Annotated in this window: 16 protein-coding genes; 10 read left to right on the plus strand and 6 right to left on the minus strand. The window is 51.3% G+C overall.

Annotation, left to right across the window (positions count from 1 at the left end; genetic code table 11):
* The first annotated feature begins 28 nt into the window (after positions 1-28).
* From PJDR2_RS06610 to PJDR2_RS06620, 3 genes are all read left to right on the plus strand, one after another.
* Complete coding sequence (locus PJDR2_RS06610; RefSeq protein WP_015842887.1) at positions 29-1447, plus strand: S41 family peptidase; 1419 nt, start codon at positions 29-31, stop codon at positions 1445-1447.
* A 91-nt stretch (positions 1448-1538) separates the two neighbouring features.
* Positions 1539-1760 (plus strand): DUF1450 domain-containing protein, encoded by a 222-nt coding sequence (locus PJDR2_RS06615; RefSeq protein WP_015842888.1) that lies wholly within the window; start codon positions 1539-1541, stop codon positions 1758-1760.
* A 95-nt stretch (positions 1761-1855) separates the two neighbouring features.
* A complete protein-coding gene (locus tag PJDR2_RS06620) occupies positions 1856-2359 on the plus strand; it encodes a ferritin (RefSeq protein ID WP_015842889.1) in 504 nt (167 codons plus the stop codon).
* A gap of 144 nt (positions 2360-2503) precedes the next feature.
* Here the strand turns inward: PJDR2_RS06620 and PJDR2_RS06625 are convergent, their stop codons facing one another.
* On the minus strand, positions 2504-4582 hold the full coding sequence (locus PJDR2_RS06625; RefSeq protein ID WP_015842890.1) for an ATP-dependent helicase: 2079 nt from the start codon (positions 4580-4582) through the stop codon (positions 2504-2506).
* A gap of 96 nt (positions 4583-4678) precedes the next feature.
* On the opposite strand from PJDR2_RS06625, the gene PJDR2_RS06630 reads away from it, so the two are divergent.
* From PJDR2_RS06630 to PJDR2_RS06640, 3 genes are all read left to right on the plus strand, one after another.
* Entirely contained in the window at positions 4679-5245 is a 567-nt protein-coding gene (locus PJDR2_RS06630) for a GNAT family N-acetyltransferase (RefSeq protein WP_015842891.1), read from the plus strand.
* A 174-nt stretch (positions 5246-5419) separates the two neighbouring features.
* Positions 5420-5866 (plus strand): GNAT family N-acetyltransferase, encoded by a 447-nt coding sequence (locus PJDR2_RS06635; RefSeq protein WP_015842892.1) that lies wholly within the window; start codon positions 5420-5422, stop codon positions 5864-5866.
* A gap of 142 nt (positions 5867-6008) precedes the next feature.
* Positions 6009-6479, plus strand: coding sequence for a Fur family transcriptional regulator (locus tag PJDR2_RS06640; RefSeq protein ID WP_041614036.1), 471 nt, complete (start codon positions 6009-6011; stop codon positions 6477-6479).
* A 58-nt stretch (positions 6480-6537) separates the two neighbouring features.
* On the opposite strand, the gene PJDR2_RS06645 is transcribed toward PJDR2_RS06640, so the two are convergent.
* Positions 6538-6870, minus strand: a complete 333-nt coding sequence (locus PJDR2_RS06645) for a DUF1904 family protein (RefSeq protein ID WP_015842894.1) — start codon at positions 6868-6870, stop codon at positions 6538-6540.
* A gap of 199 nt (positions 6871-7069) precedes the next feature.
* On the minus strand, positions 7070-8935 hold the full coding sequence (locus tag PJDR2_RS06650; RefSeq protein WP_150106445.1) for a prenyltransferase/squalene oxidase repeat-containing protein: 1866 nt from the start codon (positions 8933-8935) through the stop codon (positions 7070-7072).
* 126 nt (positions 8936-9061) lie between these two features.
* On the opposite strand from PJDR2_RS06650, the gene PJDR2_RS06655 reads away from it, so the two are divergent.
* Positions 9062-9409 carry a hypothetical protein gene (locus PJDR2_RS06655; RefSeq protein WP_015842896.1) on the plus strand — a complete coding sequence of 116 codons (348 nt, stop codon included), beginning with the start codon at positions 9062-9064 and terminating at the stop codon, positions 9407-9409.
* A 50-nt stretch (positions 9410-9459) separates the two neighbouring features.
* Here the strand turns inward: PJDR2_RS06655 and PJDR2_RS06660 are convergent, their stop codons facing one another.
* Positions 9460-9756, minus strand: a complete 297-nt coding sequence (locus PJDR2_RS06660; protein ID WP_015842897.1) for a DUF6509 family protein — start codon at positions 9754-9756, stop codon at positions 9460-9462.
* Positions 9757-9760: 4 nt separating this feature from the next.
* Positions 9761-10729, minus strand: a complete 969-nt coding sequence (locus tag PJDR2_RS06665) for an RluA family pseudouridine synthase (protein WP_015842898.1) — start codon at positions 10727-10729, stop codon at positions 9761-9763.
* Between the two features lie 243 nt (positions 10730-10972).
* On the opposite strand from PJDR2_RS06665, the gene PJDR2_RS31780 reads away from it, so the two are divergent.
* The 3 genes from PJDR2_RS31780 (at position 10973) to PJDR2_RS06680 (ending at position 15276) form a co-directional block, all read left to right on the plus strand.
* On the plus strand, positions 10973-12520 hold the full coding sequence (locus tag PJDR2_RS31780; protein WP_015842899.1) for a stalk domain-containing protein: 1548 nt from the start codon (positions 10973-10975) through the stop codon (positions 12518-12520).
* 131 nt (positions 12521-12651) lie between these two features.
* Positions 12652-14478: a B12-binding domain-containing radical SAM protein gene (locus tag PJDR2_RS06675; RefSeq protein ID WP_015842900.1), complete on the plus strand. Its 1827-nt coding sequence runs from the start codon at positions 12652-12654 to the stop codon at positions 14476-14478.
* A 123-nt stretch (positions 14479-14601) separates the two neighbouring features.
* Positions 14602-15276, plus strand: coding sequence for a deoxynucleoside kinase (locus PJDR2_RS06680; RefSeq protein ID WP_015842901.1), 675 nt, complete (start codon positions 14602-14604; stop codon positions 15274-15276).
* Between the two features lie 43 nt (positions 15277-15319).
* Here the strand turns inward: PJDR2_RS06680 and PJDR2_RS06685 are convergent, their stop codons facing one another.
* Entirely contained in the window at positions 15320-16558 is a 1239-nt protein-coding gene (locus PJDR2_RS06685) for an MFS transporter (RefSeq protein ID WP_015842902.1), read from the minus strand.
* Positions 16559-16563: the final 5 nt, after the last annotated feature.

The following is a 16563-nucleotide window of genomic DNA, read 5'->3' on the forward strand; positions in this document are numbered from 1 at the left end:
CATCAGTCATAGTCAGGAGTGACCTTTAGTGAAAGAAATCTCGAATGAGGCAGCGAAGCAGCGGATTATAACGTTTGCGGTTCTTGGTGCATTACTATTTACGATTATCGGATTTATTCTTGGCTGGCTTTGGATGGAGGTACGGTATCCGATGCTGAAGGAGCCTGCTTTCCGTAATTTTACGGTGTCCTACAACACCATTATGGATAAATACTTAAACGGCGCGAAGTCGGAGGATCTCATTAACGGCGCCTCCCAAGGCATGCTTGCTTCGCTGGGCGATCCTTACTCCAGATATTTGGTCAAGGAGCAGGGCAGCGCTTATACGCAAGGCTATGAGGGAGAATTCTCCGGTGTTGGCATCACTCTTCAGGAAGCAGACGGCAAGTTTATCGTGGCCAGCGTGACGGAAGGAGCTCCGGCAGAACGCGGAGGCGTACATGCGGGGGATGAGATCGTTGGCGTGAACGGGACCTCGATCAAAGGCAAGGAGTACGATGACGTGATTACCGTACTCCGGGGAGATGCCGGAACGAAGGTAAAGCTGTCCCTTCAACGGGGAGACGCAGCCAAGCCGATCGAGGTAGAGCTGACTAGGGAAGCGATTGCGGTACATACGGTAACCTCGGAAATGCTCAGCGGCGGTATCGGGCATGTAACGATCTCGAAGTTCGGGGAGAAGACCGATGACGAGTTCAAGACCGAAATCGAGAAGCTGCAAAAAGAAGGGATGAAGAAGCTGCTGCTTGACCTTCGTTCGAATCCGGGCGGCTTGCTGCAATCCACGATCCAGATTGCGAATATGCTTGTGCCTAAGGATAAGGCCATTCTGGAGGTTGTCTATAAGAACCACACGAATACGATTACTTACCGCTCGAAGCAGGAGAAGCCATGGACGATTCCGATCGTTGTCCTCGTGAACGGTCAGTCCGCAAGCGCCAGCGAGGTACTGACGGCAGCGCTGAAGGAATCCGCGGGCGCAACGGTGGTTGGGGAGAAGACCTTCGGCAAAGGCATTGTGCAGACCTTCCAGCAGTTCAAAGACAAATCGGTGCTTAGCCTGACGGAAGCCCAGTGGAAAACGCCGGGAGGCACGTGGATCCATAAGCAGGGCGTGACACCGGACGTAACGGTAGCCCTGCCGGCCTTCGCAAGCCTCAGCCAGCTTCCGTTCGGAACGGAGCTTAAGACCGGAAGCTTCGGGGACAACGTCAAGACGCTCCAGCTTATGCTGCAGGAGCTCGGGTACACGCCGGTTGGAGATATCGGCTTGTTTAACGGGCAGACCGCAGACGCATTAAGCCGCTTCCAGAAGGATAACAAGCTGGAGGCAACGGGCACATTTAACGACATGACGGGCTACCGGATTCTCGAGTTATTAAGCGACAAGCTGAAGGAAGAGGATACGCAGCTTCACAAAGGGATCGAAATTTTGAATAGTAAATAAGTCTGCCGAATTCGCTATTGACAACGGGAATGATAATTATTATCATTCATAGAGGAAAGTATTACACCGTTGCGCAGCGAGGTGAGCCGGCATGAAGAAGATCAAATATTGCACCCGGAATTTGAAGAACGGAACAAAGCCTGTTTACAAGGCGATGAAGAACAAATATCCGGACATAAAGATGAAGAAGAAGGACTGTCTTGGCAACTGCAGAACCTGTAAACGCGAGAGCTTTGCGATGATTAAATCCAGAAGCATATGCGCTTCGAGCCCGGACCAGTTGTATAAGGAATTGAAGAAATTAATCGGATAAATTAATATTTTGGATAATTTTGCATAGGACGGCTTTTGCCGTCCTTTCTGTTTGTGTTAGAATAAGACCAAACAAGAAAAAGAGGTGCATAAGCGATGAATGATAAATTAGCAGAAGCGCTCAATGAGCAGATGAATTTTGAATTTTATTCGGCGCATGTGTATCTTGCAATGGCAGCTTATTGCTCCGGCGAAAGTCTCGATGGATTCGCGAACTTCTTCATTATCCAAGCTGAGGAAGAGCGTTTCCATGGTATGAAAATATACAAATTCCTGAATGACCGCGGACGCCGCGCTACGCTTACCGCGCTGGGCGAACCTAAGAACGAATACGAGTCCATGCTTGACGCCTTCCAGCATGGCTACGCGCATGAGCAGCAAAATACGAAGCGCTTCTACAACCTCGCGGATCTTGCCCTTAATGACCGCGAGCACGCAACGATGTACTTCCTGAAATGGTTTATCGACGAGCAGGTTGAAGAAGAAGCATTGTTCGATAACATTATCCAGAAGCTGAAGCGCATTGATAAGGACAGCAACGCCTTCTACATGCTGGACGCGGAATTCGCGCAGCGTACGTTTGTAGCTCCGGCAGAATAACAGACATCATGAAGAAACGGGACCTGGCAGCAGGTCCCGTTTTTTTTATGGTATAAAGTATTCGTCAAGCTGTCGGCGCTGCCTCTTTCGATTCAGAAGGAAGGGAATAGGTTACGGGTTGAGATCGATCGCAAACTCTAAGCGTCAACTATAAGCATGAATAATAAAAGACGATACCGCCGCGGGCTTGCCGCGGTAATAAGCAGGGGAGCTGATATACAGCTCCTCTTCCGCCCTTGTGACGGCTACATAGGCAAGGCGCCGTTCCTCTTCCATCGCAGCTTCCCCGACGTTATCGCCAGCCTGGATAGCGCTTCTGTCGCTATTCTTCTCAGCGGTAATTGCCGAGCTATGCGGCAGTATCCCTTCGGATACTCCGCACACAAAGACGACCGGAAACTCCAGTCCCTTAGACTTATGAATGGTCATAAAGTTGACCGCGTCGGCATTGCTGCTGTCCAGCTTCATCCGTTTCATCTCTTCGTGTTTCGCCGCAATCTCGTCGATAAACGCAAGGAAAGCCGTAATGCCGTCAAAGCGTTTGGCCGAAGCCTCAAGCTCGTCCAGCATTTCCTTCAAAGAATCCTTATGCTCGGTTAACGCTGGTCCGCTTTTGTTAGCTTCGATAAACTGATCGTAGAATTCTATGCGTAGCCGGCGGATTGCTGCCTCCGGCTTCAGCTTTTCCAGAGAACGGATTAGTTTGATCCGTTCTTTTATTTTATCCTGATGGAAAGACTTAATCTCAGGGAACCGGGTCAGATGGATAAGCGGCCATTTCTTAGCCTGCTTCTTATCCTCGTTCCATATAAACGCCATCGCCTGATCCGGCCGGACATACATCGTGGCAAGCATCGCTTCCATCGCGTCAAAGTTGCGGCGGTCGATGGACAAGCGAAGATGGGCGATAACCGGCTTGATAACCCATTGCTCGTACAGCGATTCACCGCTGCCATAGTCGATAAACGGGACCTGACGGATAACCAGTTGATCAAAAATCGCCCGGCTGCTGCTGGCTGTCCGGAACAGTATCGCAAAATCTCGGAAGGAGCGGCCTTTTTTCTCCTTCTGCTGGAGCAGCGTGTTTACGATCAGATCCGCTTCGTCGTCGCTGTTGCCGGGTCTCGCATACACGGGCGGAAGCCCATGGGGCTTTGCCGTCAGCAAGGTTTTGCTGCGCCGCTGCTTATTGTGACGGATAACGGCATTGCCAAGGCCAACGATACCGGAGCCGGAGCGGTAATTGACGTCGAGAATGATATTTTTGGCGCCGGGGAATTGCTTCTCGAAGTTCAGGATATAATCGTTGCGCGCTCCGTTAAAGGAGTAGATCGTCTGATCGTCATCGCCCACCACCATCAGATTCCGGTGCGGCTGGACAAGCAGCTTGATGATCTCGTATTGAATCGTATTGGTATCCTGGAATTCATCGATCATGACATAGCGGAACCGGTTCTGCAGCATGGCGAGCAGGTTCTCGTCCTGCTTGAGCAGCTGGTACGCTTCGAGAAGCATGTCATCGTAATCGATTAGATCCAATTGACGTTTCCATTCTTCATAACTGGTAAAGATAAGCTTAAGCTGCCGCTCCTCCTCCGATTTCTCCGGAAGGTCCGGTACGGCAATCATCTGCATCTTATAAGACGAAAGCAGGGTAATAAGCGTCTCCGGCTGGTACGTCTCATGCAAATTCCGTTCGCGAAGCAGCCGTTTGAAGTAAATCTGCTTGCGCCCGGTTTCACCCAGGATGTTCTGCTTGTACCCGCGCCTGCGCAGCATAAGAAGACAAAACGAATGGAAGGTGCGGGCTTCAATTCGTGATGCGGCTCCTTGCCCGATATTCGGAAGCTGGCTGATCCGCAGCTTCATTTCGTCGGCTGCTTTTTTCGAGAAGGTCATAAGCAGGAGCTGTTGGGGCGGGATGCCGCGGACGGACAGCATATAGCCGGTCCGGCAGACGAGGACGGAGGTTTTGCCCGAGCCTGCGCCTGCTAATGTCAGGATGGGCCCATCGATATGGCGCACCGCAGAGATCTGCCGCTGGTTCAGCCGGATCCCTTGGTTCTCCAAAGCGCGGAAATAGAAGGCGTCCTTGTCGGAAGGCGAGACCAGCTGCTCGCTTGTATCTGCGGAGGCATGGGCGGCTGGTGTATAATTTTTATTAACAACACCGTACGGGCGTTTGTAATAGATCTTATTATTGGAATTTGCTGCATTGTTCATTGTCTGTAATCACCTGTTGTCGATTATAGCATGATAGAATGGATGTTCGTACGTTAAAACCGAAATTATTAATATTTGGAGAGGAATGAAGGCAGCATGATTGGACCGGCAGGCAAGGAAGACGTGGAACAAGTAATGCCGCTGCTGCATGAAGCTATCGGCAACATCGCCTGCTCGCTTGCGGGAGTGGAGGATGAAGCGGAAGCGATGCGGATATTGGCGGAATTTTATATCGAAGAGGGGAACCGTGTCAGCTACCGGAATGTGATCGTAGACAAAAGAGACGGCGTGGTTGCGGGGATATTGGTATGCTATTCCGGGGATCGCGCGGAGCAACTGGATCAGCCGTTAATCGAGCGAGTGAAGCGGGTAACCGATATCGCGGATTACACCATCCTGACGGAAACGCGTCCGGGCGAGTTTTACCTGGACTCCATTGCCGTCCATTCTTCATTTCGCAATCAAGGCATTGCCAAGGCGCTGATGGCTGCTTTCGAGCAGGAGGCTGTGAAGCAAGGGTATCCTCTGGTTTCGTTAATCGTTGAGGAATACAATGGCCAGGCAAGGCTGCTTTATGAAAAAATGGGCTACAGGGCAGACGGCGAGCTCCTTATTAGCGGACATCGCTATACGAGAATGGTAAAGACTGTATCCGTAGAATAGGGCGAGGAAAGAAGGAATGCGGCGAGTTATGTCGAAACTGTAGAACCGGCGTAATTATTACAAACGTAACGGGTGATACATATTATGAACCTTATCCCTTCCTCTTGGAGTACCCCGACTTTTAGTTGTGAAGATTTGCAGCCATCCGAAATTGGTCTTGTGCAGGAGCTATACATGTCAAGCGCTCCGGTCGTCTTGTGGGACGGGAAAGAGCATGATCCTCTTTATATCGAGCATTCCTATCATGAAGGCATACTGCCGGAAGGCGGCGTGAAGGAACAGTTTCGGATTCAGACTATCAGGCTGAAAACAACGGAGGAAATCGTTGGCTTCCTCAGCGTGTATCATAGCTACCCTCATCCGGATTCGCTGTATTTGGCGATGATGTGCATTAGCGGGGACTTCCAGAATCAAGGCTACGGCCAGGAAGTCATGAAGCATTTTCTGCTGGAGATCGGTCTGCTTGGTTATTCCGAAGTCAGGGTTAACGTCTCTCTGCGCAATTGGGCTGGACTACGTTTTTGGACGAAGTCCGGGTTCAACCGCATCAGCGGTATTTTTGGCGATAAGGAGTTCGCTGAGGGCAAATTTGCGGACATCGAGCTGATTAATCGCTGGTAACTGTGAATTTTTAGATGTCATTGTGTAATAATGATAACTATGTTAAGATTATAATTATTCTAAATTATAATCATTCTAAATAAGCTTGAGCACGGCGCATCGGATAATGAAACACAAGGAAAGGCGGGTGAGCTTTATCATGATCGAAGAACAAATGGAAACGATCAACCGTCAGTTAAGAACAAAAGGCTACAAATTAACGCCGCAGCGCGCAGCGACCGTTCGCGTATTGCTGGAGAACGAAAAGGATCATCTCAGCGCGGAGGATGTTTACATGCTGCTGAAGCGCAGCAATCCGGATATCGGTCTGGCAACGGTCTATCGTTCGCTGGAGCTGCTGAGCGAGCTGCATATCGTCGAGAAAGTGAATTTCGGCGACGGCGCAACGCGTTACGATTTGCGGAGCAACGATCAGGAGCATCACCATCATCATCTGATTTGTACCGAATGCGGTACGGTCGAGGAGATCATGGATGACTGGCTGCTTCCGATGGAGAATCGGATTGCGAAGGAATTTGGATTCAAGGTATTGGACCATCGCCTTGATTTCCACGGAATCTGCAAAGCCTGCAAAAGCAAAGCAACGGATAACGACCATAAAGCCGTATCTTAACATAATAAGGAGCCTTGGATCAGGATGGATCCAATGGCTCCTTTGTTGTTGAAAAGGCTTAGCTGCACGGTTTGCCGTTTATGTAATAGTTGTCTTCCCGGTACGTACGGAAAGCGACCTCTACTTCAGCGATGCCGATCCGGGCGAGATGCGCGGTAACAGCTTGGGCGAATCGGTCACGGACCGCTTGTCCGCGCTCGAACCAGCCTACCTCAACGAACGGATACGATAGTCCTTCCGCAAGGCCGCCAAAGATGGCCGTCGTATGAAGGCATTCCATCGTGAAGTTATCCGTGCCGCATTCGCAAATGGAGGCCAGATCTTCGGCCAGCGCCAGGCTAACCGTTGTCAGACGATCTGCGGGTACCCCGCGAAACAAAAGCTGTGGCATATGCCACCTCCTTAAAGTAATGTAAAGCATTTGCTTTCATCAAGATGCACTATCCATTAGATTACCTTGACCCGGCCTTATATTGCAACGGACGCATCCTGACTGGACGCTTGCGAAAGCCGATGCTCTTGCGTTATCGTAGGAAACAAGAGCAAAACGAAAGCCCCCTTTGGATAAGGGAGCCTTCATCGAAAGAGCATCAGCTGTACTTCTGCCAAATATTGCTGAGGGCAAGAAGAGGCCAAATATAGTTGTTGCTGGCATAATGGGCGTAAACGCTGCCTGGGAGAGCACCGCCGGTCGGATACGTATAAGTCCAGTCATGGCGGTCAAGGGACTGCAGAAGAGCATCAACGCCACGTTCTAAAGCGGGAGTAGGCTTAGGCAAAGCTGCGGTCAGCCCATCCAGCGCCCATGCCGTCTGGGATGGCGTGCTGAAATTTAAGGGAACGTAACGTCTGACTTTATCGCTGATACAGGATTCGCCCCAGCCGCCGTCTTCATTTTGGACCTGTAGCAGCCAATCGACGCCCTTCTTGACGGCCGGATGATCCTCCGCAATGCCTACGGCCGTCAGCCCTTGAAGCGCGGCACTTGTACCGTGTACATAAGTAATGCCCCAGCGCCCGTACCAGCTTCCGTTGCTTTCCTGTTGGGACAGGACCCAGCGCAGGGTGGATTCGATCCAGCTGTTGCCGGCGTTCATGCCAAGCTCTTGGCCAAGAAACTGCAGCGTACGCGAAGTAAGGTCGACGGTCGACGGATCAACCGCGATATCCTTGGCTCCCTCAAAATTAAAAAAAGTAATCGGCAGGCGCGAGCCCTGCCGCTCAAACGCCGGCCAGCCGCCGTTATCGTTGCGCATGGTCAGCACCCAGTTCAGTCCGCGCTGCCAGTCCGCTTGCAGCTCCGGCGTGCGGGAGCTGTAGGGCTGGATGGCGCGAAGGGCGGCGGTCGTATCATCCACATCCGGATAAAGGGTGTTTACGTTAGAGAAGCCCCAGCCGCCGGCTGGCGTGCCGGGATTACGGATTGCCCAGTCCCCAAGCTGGGTCTGCTGTCTTTGGCGCAGATAGGCGCCGGCATTCTCCAGTGCGGTTGAGGTAGGATTTACTCCGGCCTTGCGCAGGGCATGAACGAGCATGGCGGTATCCCATACTTCCGAAGAAGCAATCTGCACATGGCTATTGGCGCATATGACGGAGTGGATGCCGGACACCATGCGGTGAATGAGCGGTGAGCTTGAGGAATAGCCAAGCATCAGAAGCACGAGAATCATAAACATGGTGGCCGTCGTATAAGTGAGCAGCGTACCGTCCGGCTCAAGCCGGTCGAACAGGAATTGAACCGCTTTTTCCTGCGGGGTAGGCGATTCGAAAGGAAGCAGCTCCGACAGCGACAAGGAGCCAATCAAGGTGGCTAGGGCTGCAATCCATGGCGAATCGTTCTCGAACCGTTTGGAGCTGCCAGCGAACAAATCGGACAGATCAGGCATGGAGGCGCTATGCTGCACGAACTGGGCGTTAGCCAGCATAATGATCGGCACGATATGTACGCGGGCATGCCCGGATAAGGAAAAGAGATCGATGCCGATTCCGTTGTCTGAGAAAAAGACCTCCAGGGGAATACGCATCGATTTTGGCCATGAAGCCTGGCCTGCTGCGGCGAAGATGGCCTGCGTCAGCAGAGAGCGGATTTTGGACAAACCGCCTTTGCTTAGAATAAACTGCTTCGCCAGCTGCATGCGGGGATCCAGCTTAGTCAAAAAACCGGAGTAGAGCAGCGCAAAATAAGCTTCGGCTGTCGCATCCAGATTGCCGTCCTCTTCATCGGGGTATATTTTCCACGTACCGTTAGGAAGCTGTCTGCTCAGGATCCGGCTTGCTATTTGGCGGATTAGCGCTTCATCCTGGCTGTAGCCAAGCATCCGGAGAATAATGATAAAATAACTGTCCGGCATCGTGCCGGAATCAAAGCAAAGACGCCATGACCCATCTGCTGATTGAAGCTGCAGAAGCTCGCTGCGCATCTGCTCGATCCTCGCGCGGATTCGATCCATATCCATAGCCCGCATTCATTCCTTTGCTGCGATGATATTGCTGCTTGTTATGTATATGCGGGAGCAAGCGGGGAAAAGAAGAAGCCTTGCAACTTTCAAGGCGTCATATTCATGAGAGGAGATTCGGAATAGATGTATGATATTACGATTGATTTATATAGAAATTGGATTGATACGGTGAAGGAAGTTTTCCGGGGCTCGGGCAATCCGATTCCGGGAAATGCGAGCGACTCGGAGGTAGCCATCCTGTATTTCCGGCAGACGGTCCAGTCGGATGAAGAAGCCGCGGCGCAGCAGCATGCGAATGAAGAAAGGCTTCAAGGCATGCAACAGGCCATTATGAACAATTTCGAATCGGTTATTTTGCCGGATATCCGAAAACGTACCCGCTACGAAGGCAACCGCTTCTGCTTCCAATGGGTGTACAACAACGGTGAACATATTATCGAGGAGTATTCGTCTTACCGCATTCCGGTATAGAATCGAAAAAAAAGGCTGACCAGTCTAAAGACCGGTCAGCCTTTTAATCATTATTCATCCGCTTCCTTATAATTCTCCTTGCAGAAAGCAAGCAGCTCCTGCTCTTCGTCTTCCTCTAATTCGAAGTCGAGCAGCTTGTCCGTCACGCGCTCGATCAGCTCATGCTTGATCAGACGGCCGCCGCCTTCCTCTTCGCTGTATACGGCGCGGATATAAACGCCGTTACTCGAATACAATTCGTCTTCTTCATCCAGATCGATATCGACCAGGAACTCGTAACGGCGTCCGGATAAGATGCCAAACGGATCTTTAATAAATTCTACGCTATAACTCGTAATCTCTAGCATACGATCATCCTTTGCTTCTTCTGTTGTCTGTCGTGGCTGCCGCATTCCGGAGCGGATTGTAGAACAGCTTAGGTATTCCGGTATCAAACTTCAGCAGTTTCCCCGTTACCGGGTGCTCGAAGGCAAGTACCCGCGCGTGAAGGCCAAGACGGCCGATCGGTTTGGTTGTTGAGCCGTATTTTTTATCTCCTGCGATAGGGTGCCCGATATCCTGCATATGAACGCGGATTTGGTTTTTTCGGCCCGTCTCCAGATGGACCTCAACGAGCGAAAAGACTTTTCCCGCCTGCAGCAGCTTATAGTGGGTTACCGCATGTTGTCCGTCGTTCGGGTGAGGGCTGGAATACATCCTGAGCGTCTTGGTTTCCTTCAGCCAGGAGGAGATGGTGCCTTCTTGCCGCTTAACCTCGCCCTCTACGAGCGCGACATAAGAGCGTTCCTTCACGATCGTCTGCCACTCTTCCTGCAGCTTTTGCTGCACGGCTTCGCTCTTGGCGAACATCAGCACCCCGGAGGTATCCCGGTCGAGGCGGTGAACGATAAAGATCCGGTTCTTTGGATCGGACTCGCGAACATAAGCCATCAACTGGCGGTAAGCGGTCATATCGGTTTCTTTGTCCGAAGCTATAGTAAGAAGTCCCGCCTCTTTGCTTGCCACAATGACATGCTCGTCCTCGTGCAGAATCGTAAGTCCGATGAGGGGAAACTTCTCTTTTTCCCGTTCCTTGCGGATGACAACCGTTTCTCCGGGCTGAAGCGGGTAGTTATATTTCGTTTCGACGCGGTCATTTACGTATACCTGACCATGCGCCAGCAGCGATTTGACCGAATTGCGGCCCTGGTTCAGATGAGCCAATAAAAAAGCGAGCAGCTCGGATGCCTCGGCAACGGCATACGACTTGTTTTGCGTGACCGTACCCTTTTTAGATGAAGCGCTTTTAGCCGGGCCATGGCTATTAGGTTTCTTTGACATGACTTTAAGTTCCTCCTGCGCTTGAATTGCTCAAGCTTGACTGCAATCACTATACCATGATCGGCTTTGCAAATTCTACACAGAACCCTTCACACTCCGTTCATGTTGAGCCGATATAATAGGCATTGGCATTATTAACCTATGAAACCATTTTCATAGACAAACAAAGGCAGATAGTGGTACGATAGACTAATCTATCATTTTAGCTGGTAATACAGTAAAAATTTGGAGGAAAAAGTAATCGTGAAAAGAAAATTATCCTATACCTTGTTAACTCCGCTGCTTGCAGCAGGCCTCCTGCTTTCTCCTCTCGCAGCTCCGCAGCATGCCGCAGCCGCAACGTCACCCGTTAAATTCGCCGCTACGGCCAAAGCTTCCGCCATCAGCGTCTACGTCGATGATAAGAAGCTGTCGCTCTCGAAATCTCCCTATACGAAAAATGGCGTAACCTTCGTTCCGATGCGCGAGCTGTTCAAAGCCTTGAATGCCTCCGTAACCTGGGAAGAGAAGGCGCAGACGATAATCATCCGCAAGGATTATACATCCATCACGCTTACGATCGGCAACAAAGTAGCTCTTATTAACGGCAAGTCGGTGAAGCTGGATGCCGCGCCGGAAATCAAGAACAATACGACCTTTGTTCCGGCCCGTTTCGTAGCGGAATCGCTTGGCGGAACAGTGAAATGGGATAATGCCAAGCAAACCGTGCGAATCACAACCGAGGAATACGAATTCCAAAAGGAGTACGAGCAGCTTCAGGAGGAACTGAATAACCGTCCGAAATATACGCCGCAGCAAATCGTTGATATGTACGATGACAGCGTGGTAACCATTACGACCAATTTGGGTCTGGGCAGCGGCGTTGTTATTGGCGACCGTTATGTTCTTACCAATTATCACGTGATGCAGGATGCCTCCTCGGCAACGGTTATTACGGTGAACAACAAACAGATTAAGGTATCAGGCGTTGTTACATACAGCCAAAACAACGATTTGGCGATCATCCAAACCGACCAGTCGATTGGTTCGACGCCGGTCGAAGTGGGCTACAGCAGCCTGAACGTGAAAAAAGGCGATAAGGTTGTTGCGATCGGAAGTCCGCTTGGTCTTCAAAATACGGTTTCCGACGGTCTAGTCAGCAATATCATATATGATGGCAGCACACGCTACATCCAGACCAGTGCCCCGATCGACCATGGCAGCTCCGGAGGCGCTCTGTTTGATGAATACGGCGAGCTGGTAGGCATCACATCCGCGGGTTATACGTCGCAAGCGGATTTGAATTTCGCGGTCTCGACGGTTTATGCGGCGATGCTGATGGAGGATCTCCCGAAGGAGCCTTCTACCAAAGTGAAATTCCTCGACCCAACCCTGCCGGACACGCTTGTTGGTCAATCGGAGGATAAAATTGCGGCTTTATTGAAAGAGCAATTTGGCGTATTCTCGACGGAACAAGGAGAAGCGGAGCTGACCAACTGGAAGGTTACGCGGGATTCCCAAGGCTGGCTTGTGATTACGACGGATATGGATCCCGTATTCTATACGTATTACGGCGGGCAGAATAAAGAGGGTCTTCGCACCTGGGCTATTAACTTAGCCACAGAGCTTCATCGCATGCTGCCTGACGATAAGATTCAATTCCAGATTTATTACGACCGTATTTTCGGCTTCGAACCACGCGGGTTTGACGCAAGCGTAGTGAAGGCGCTTGGCAATGATAAATGGGAGGTTCGCTTCCCGATTCTGGATATGCAATTTAAAGATCAGCTATATATTAACATGAAGGACTAATTCTCCATTATACGAAAAAGAGGCTTACCGTTGGGCAGCATGGATGCTCCCTGCGGCGGGCCTCTTCTTTTTTCGCCGTGTTTTCGGTACAATAGGGTAAGCTTGCATAAGAGCAGAAAGAGGTACCTTTGATGAAAGTTGTGTTATCCACGCTAAATGCCAAATATATTCATACTTCGCTTGCCCTGCGGTGCCTGAAGGCGTACAGCGGCGAGCATTTTGATATGGAAATTGCCGAATACACGATTAAAGATCCCGTGATGAATATCGTTTCGGATATTTTTTCGCGCAAACCGGATGTCGTTGGCTTCTCCTGCTACATCTGGAATATTGAAGAGACGATTACCGTCATCAATATGCTGCGCAAAATTATGCCGGAGATCAAAATTATCCTTGGCGGACCGGAAGTGAGCTACGACACGGAATATTGGATGGAGCGAATTTCCGAGGTTGATTTTATCGTTGTTGGCGAAGGGGAAGAGACCTTCCATCATTTGCTGACGGAGATTGAGGGAGCCGGCAAATACCATATGGTGTTCGGCATTGCTTACCGCAAGCAGCGCGAGGACCGGGTAGAGATTCTTCTGAATCCGGGCCGTCCGAAGCTGGATCTGGCGACGCTGCCGTCTCCGCACCGCTTCGAGGAGGATATTCCTCATCTGGGCAGCCGGGTCGTTTATTTCGAGACAAGCCGCGGCTGTCCGTTCAGCTGCCAATTCTGCTTGTCGAGTATCGAGGTTGGGGTCCGGTATTTCGATATGGAGCGGACGAAGGCCGATATTACGTATTTGATCGATTCCGGCGCGAAGCTGATCAAGTTCGTGGACCGTACCTTTAACATCAAGCGGGACTATGCGCTCGAGATGTTCAAATTCCTGATCGAGAACCACCGCGGCTGCGTATTCCAGTTCGAGATTACCGCTGATATTATGCGGCCGGAGGTACTTGATTATTTGGCGGAGCATGCACCGCCGGGTGTATTCCGCTTCGAGATTGGCGTTCAATCGACCAATGATCCGACCAATGAGGCGGTGCAGCGCCGCCAGAACTGGAAGAAGCTCGTGCGGACCGTTACGAAGGTGAAGGAATCGGGCAAGATCGACCAGCATTTGGACTTGATCGCAGGCTTGCCTCTCGAGAATTACGATACGTTCCGCGGAACGTTTAACGATGTGTTCGAGCTGGGGCCGGAGGAGCTGCAGCTAGGCTTCCTGAAGATGCTGCGCGGTACGGGCTTACGGCGGGACGCCGATAAGTGGGGCTATATTTATATGGACCATGCGCCGTACGAAATGCTTGGCAACGAGCTGATGCCATTCGGCGATATCGTGCGGATCAAGAGGGTAGAGGATGTGCTGGAGAAGTACTGGAACGCGCACCGGATGGACCGGACTTTAGGTTACCTGGTTAATAAGGTCTTTCCTTCACCGTTTGATTTCTTCCAATACTTTGGCGACTTCTGGGAGGAGAGGGGCTGGCAGAAGATTGGGCATCAGCTTGAAGACCTGTTCTCAAGGCTCTGGGCATTCCTGTCCGAGTACAAAGCTGGTGCGGCATCCGAAGAAGCGGCTAAGCTTGATTTGGATGTCGTGCTTGGCCTCATGAAGTACGATTACTTCTTGAACCATAACTATAAACCGCGGAAAACTTGGTGGGAATTCACGATGGAGAAATCGGAATGGAGCGGCTGGATGCGCCGACTTGCCGAGCGTCCGGAGGAAGTATCCCAGGCATTTGCCGATCTGCAGCTGAACGAGAAGGAGCTTTACAAGCATACGGTTATCGAGCTGCTTCCGTTTGACCTCGAGCATTATCTGGCAACGGGCGAGGTTGTCAAGAGCAGCCATACGCTGCTTGCCGTCCTGTATGCGCTGGGCGGAGGAGAGCGTCAGGCGAAGCCAACGCCTAAGCCGGTTATTATGAAGGTAAGCTCGGATGCCATGTCCGTAGGTTTCTAAAAGAGTAAGGCCGCCCTTGAGGCGGCTTTTTTTGCTTGCGCCCATATAAAACCATTGCTCGCGGCTACTCATATGATACAATAAGAAGCTATGTGGAACGTTGAGTAAAAGGAGTTACTATACATGGAACATGTCATTCCTTCTAATGCGCTTATTACGATAGCCGGTACGGTTGGAGTCGGCAAATCGACGTTAACGTCTGCTTTGGCCGAGCGTCTTGGCTTCCGGACTTCGCTGGAGCAGGTCGAGCATAACCCGTATCTGGAGAAGTTTTACCATGATTTCGAGCGGTGGAGCTTCCATTTGCAAATCTATTTTCTGGCCGAGCGCTTTAAAGAGCAGAAGGCGATTTTTGAGGCGGGCGGAGGATTTGTGCAGGACCGTTCCATTTACGAGGATACCGGCATCTTTGCGAAAATGCATGCGGATCAGGGAACGATGACCGCAACGGATTATGCGACTTATACAAGCTTGTTCGAAGCGATGGTTATGACGCCGTATTTTCCGCATCCGGATGTTCTGATTTATTTGGAAGGTAGCCTGCCGTCCATTGTGAACCGGATTACGGCGCGCGGGCGGGAGATGGAAATCCAGACGGAACGCGCTTATTGGGAGCGGATGCATGAACGTTATGCAGCTTGGATTGGCGAGTTTAACGCTTGTCCGGTGCTTAGGCTGAACATTGACGAGTATGATGTTCACGATCCGGCATCGCTGGAAGGAATTATCGCGCAAATCAGCAGCGTAATTGGGGCGTCGAGGCTGGCAAAGGCACAGGCGGCTGCTGCAAGCGAATAGGTATAAAAAACTGCCGGGGCATCCCGGCAGTTTTTTTGCGTGTTTATATAGATTTGTCTGAACCTGAACCTATGCCCGCATGCGCCAGATTGGTTTTTGGTTTAAGGAAGATATTCAGCCGTTCCGTAAACAGGAACATGGCTGCCGTACATAGGACGATATAGAACGGGAAAATGCCGATTGTAATCGAGGAAGCCAATAAACCAAGAAGCGGCGGCATAAGCGTGCTGCCTGTGTATGCCACGGCCATTTGGTAACCCATAATGGACTGCGATTGCCTCTTCCCGAACCGTACCGGCGTTTCATGCAGCATACAAGGGTAGATGGGGGCAAGGCCAAAGCCAACAGTGATTAAGCCGGCAAGCGCAAAGCCTTCTGGCAGCGGAAGGAAGAGCAGCAGGGCGCCGATTAAGGCGATCAGCTGGCCTCCGCGGATCAGATTGCGGTTGCTGACTTTGAAGGTGATGAAGCCCGTAATAAACCGGCCAGCCGTAATGCCCGCATAGTAGAGCGACACCCACTGCGCAGCCGTGGAAGCGGACACGCTTTTCATATTTACAAGAAAACTGCTGCCCCAGAGGCCTACTGCCGCTTCAATCCCGCAGTACAGCATGAAGGAAACGAGAGCAAGCTTGACGCCTCTGATTTTTAACGGATGACCGGCTGCAGCTTTCTCCGCGGGCTCGGTTACAGCTTCCTCCTGCGCGGCGCGGGCTGAGACTCTGTTGTGGATTTTGGCGACCCGGTCCCATAAAGGGAGGGAGAAGAACAGGATGACGACAAGCGCGCATTGGACAGCGGCCACGGTCAGATAGCCGTATCTCCAGGCGTTATTGGTAATAAATTGAGCCATAATGACAGGTCCAAGCGTAGCGCCTACGCCCCAGAAGCAATGCAGCCAGCTCATATGATGCGCTTTGTAATGGGCGGCAACGTAGTTATTCAAGCCGGCGTCAACCGCTCCTGCTCCAAGCCCTAGCGGAATCGCGCAAATAAGCAGCCAGACCAGGGATGGTGATGTGGCATAGCCAAGCAGGGCGCCCGCGGTCATGACACAACTGACCAAGGTTACTCTTCCGGTGCCAAAGCGGTTAAGAATCGTGCCGCTGGCGAGACTGGATACGATTGTTCCGGCAGCAATGGACATATACAGCACTCCTGCCGCTCCGAGGGGAGCATTGAGCTCCGGCCGCATGACCGGCCACGCCGTTCCGAGCAGGGAGTCCGGCAAGCCTAGACTGATAAAAGCCAAATAAATAATGATCAGAAAAAAAGTTGCCATGCTCA

Origin of the sequence: Paenibacillus sp. JDR-2, assembly GCF_000023585.1 — a bacterium.
In the GTDB taxonomy this organism is placed as follows: Bacteria; Bacillota; Bacilli; order Paenibacillales; family Paenibacillaceae; genus Pristimantibacillus.

What these genes read in the sequence shown, in the direction of transcription:
- PJDR2_RS06650 (WP_150106445.1), bottom strand. Translation starts at nt 8,935, where the DNA reads ATGGATATGGATCGAATCCGCGCGAGGATCGAGCAGATGCGCAGCGAG.
- PJDR2_RS06655 (WP_015842896.1), top strand. Translation starts at nt 9,062, where the DNA reads ATGTATGATATTACGATTGATTTATATAGAAATTGGATTGATACGGTG.
- PJDR2_RS06625 (WP_015842890.1), bottom strand. Translation starts at nt 4,582, where the DNA reads ATGAACAATGCAGCAAATTCCAATAATAAGATCTATTACAAACGCCCG.
- PJDR2_RS06615 (WP_015842888.1), top strand. Translation starts at nt 1,539, where the DNA reads ATGAAGAAGATCAAATATTGCACCCGGAATTTGAAGAACGGAACAAAG.
- PJDR2_RS06685 (WP_015842902.1), bottom strand. Translation starts at nt 16,558, where the DNA reads ATGGCAACTTTTTTTCTGATCATTATTTATTTGGCTTTTATCAGTCTA.
- PJDR2_RS06665 (WP_015842898.1), bottom strand. Translation starts at nt 10,729, where the DNA reads ATGTCAAAGAAACCTAATAGCCATGGCCCGGCTAAAAGCGCTTCATCT.
- PJDR2_RS06635 (WP_015842892.1), top strand. Translation starts at nt 5,420, where the DNA reads ATGTCAAGCGCTCCGGTCGTCTTGTGGGACGGGAAAGAGCATGATCCT.
- PJDR2_RS06620 (WP_015842889.1), top strand. Translation starts at nt 1,856, where the DNA reads ATGAATGATAAATTAGCAGAAGCGCTCAATGAGCAGATGAATTTTGAA.
- PJDR2_RS06645 (WP_015842894.1), bottom strand. Translation starts at nt 6,870, where the DNA reads ATGCCACAGCTTTTGTTTCGCGGGGTACCCGCAGATCGTCTGACAACG.
- PJDR2_RS06630 (WP_015842891.1), top strand. Translation starts at nt 4,679, where the DNA reads ATGATTGGACCGGCAGGCAAGGAAGACGTGGAACAAGTAATGCCGCTG.
- PJDR2_RS06675 (WP_015842900.1), top strand. Translation starts at nt 12,652, where the DNA reads ATGAAAGTTGTGTTATCCACGCTAAATGCCAAATATATTCATACTTCG.
- PJDR2_RS06680 (WP_015842901.1), top strand. Translation starts at nt 14,602, where the DNA reads ATGGAACATGTCATTCCTTCTAATGCGCTTATTACGATAGCCGGTACG.
- PJDR2_RS06660 (WP_015842897.1), bottom strand. Translation starts at nt 9,756, where the DNA reads ATGCTAGAGATTACGAGTTATAGCGTAGAATTTATTAAAGATCCGTTT.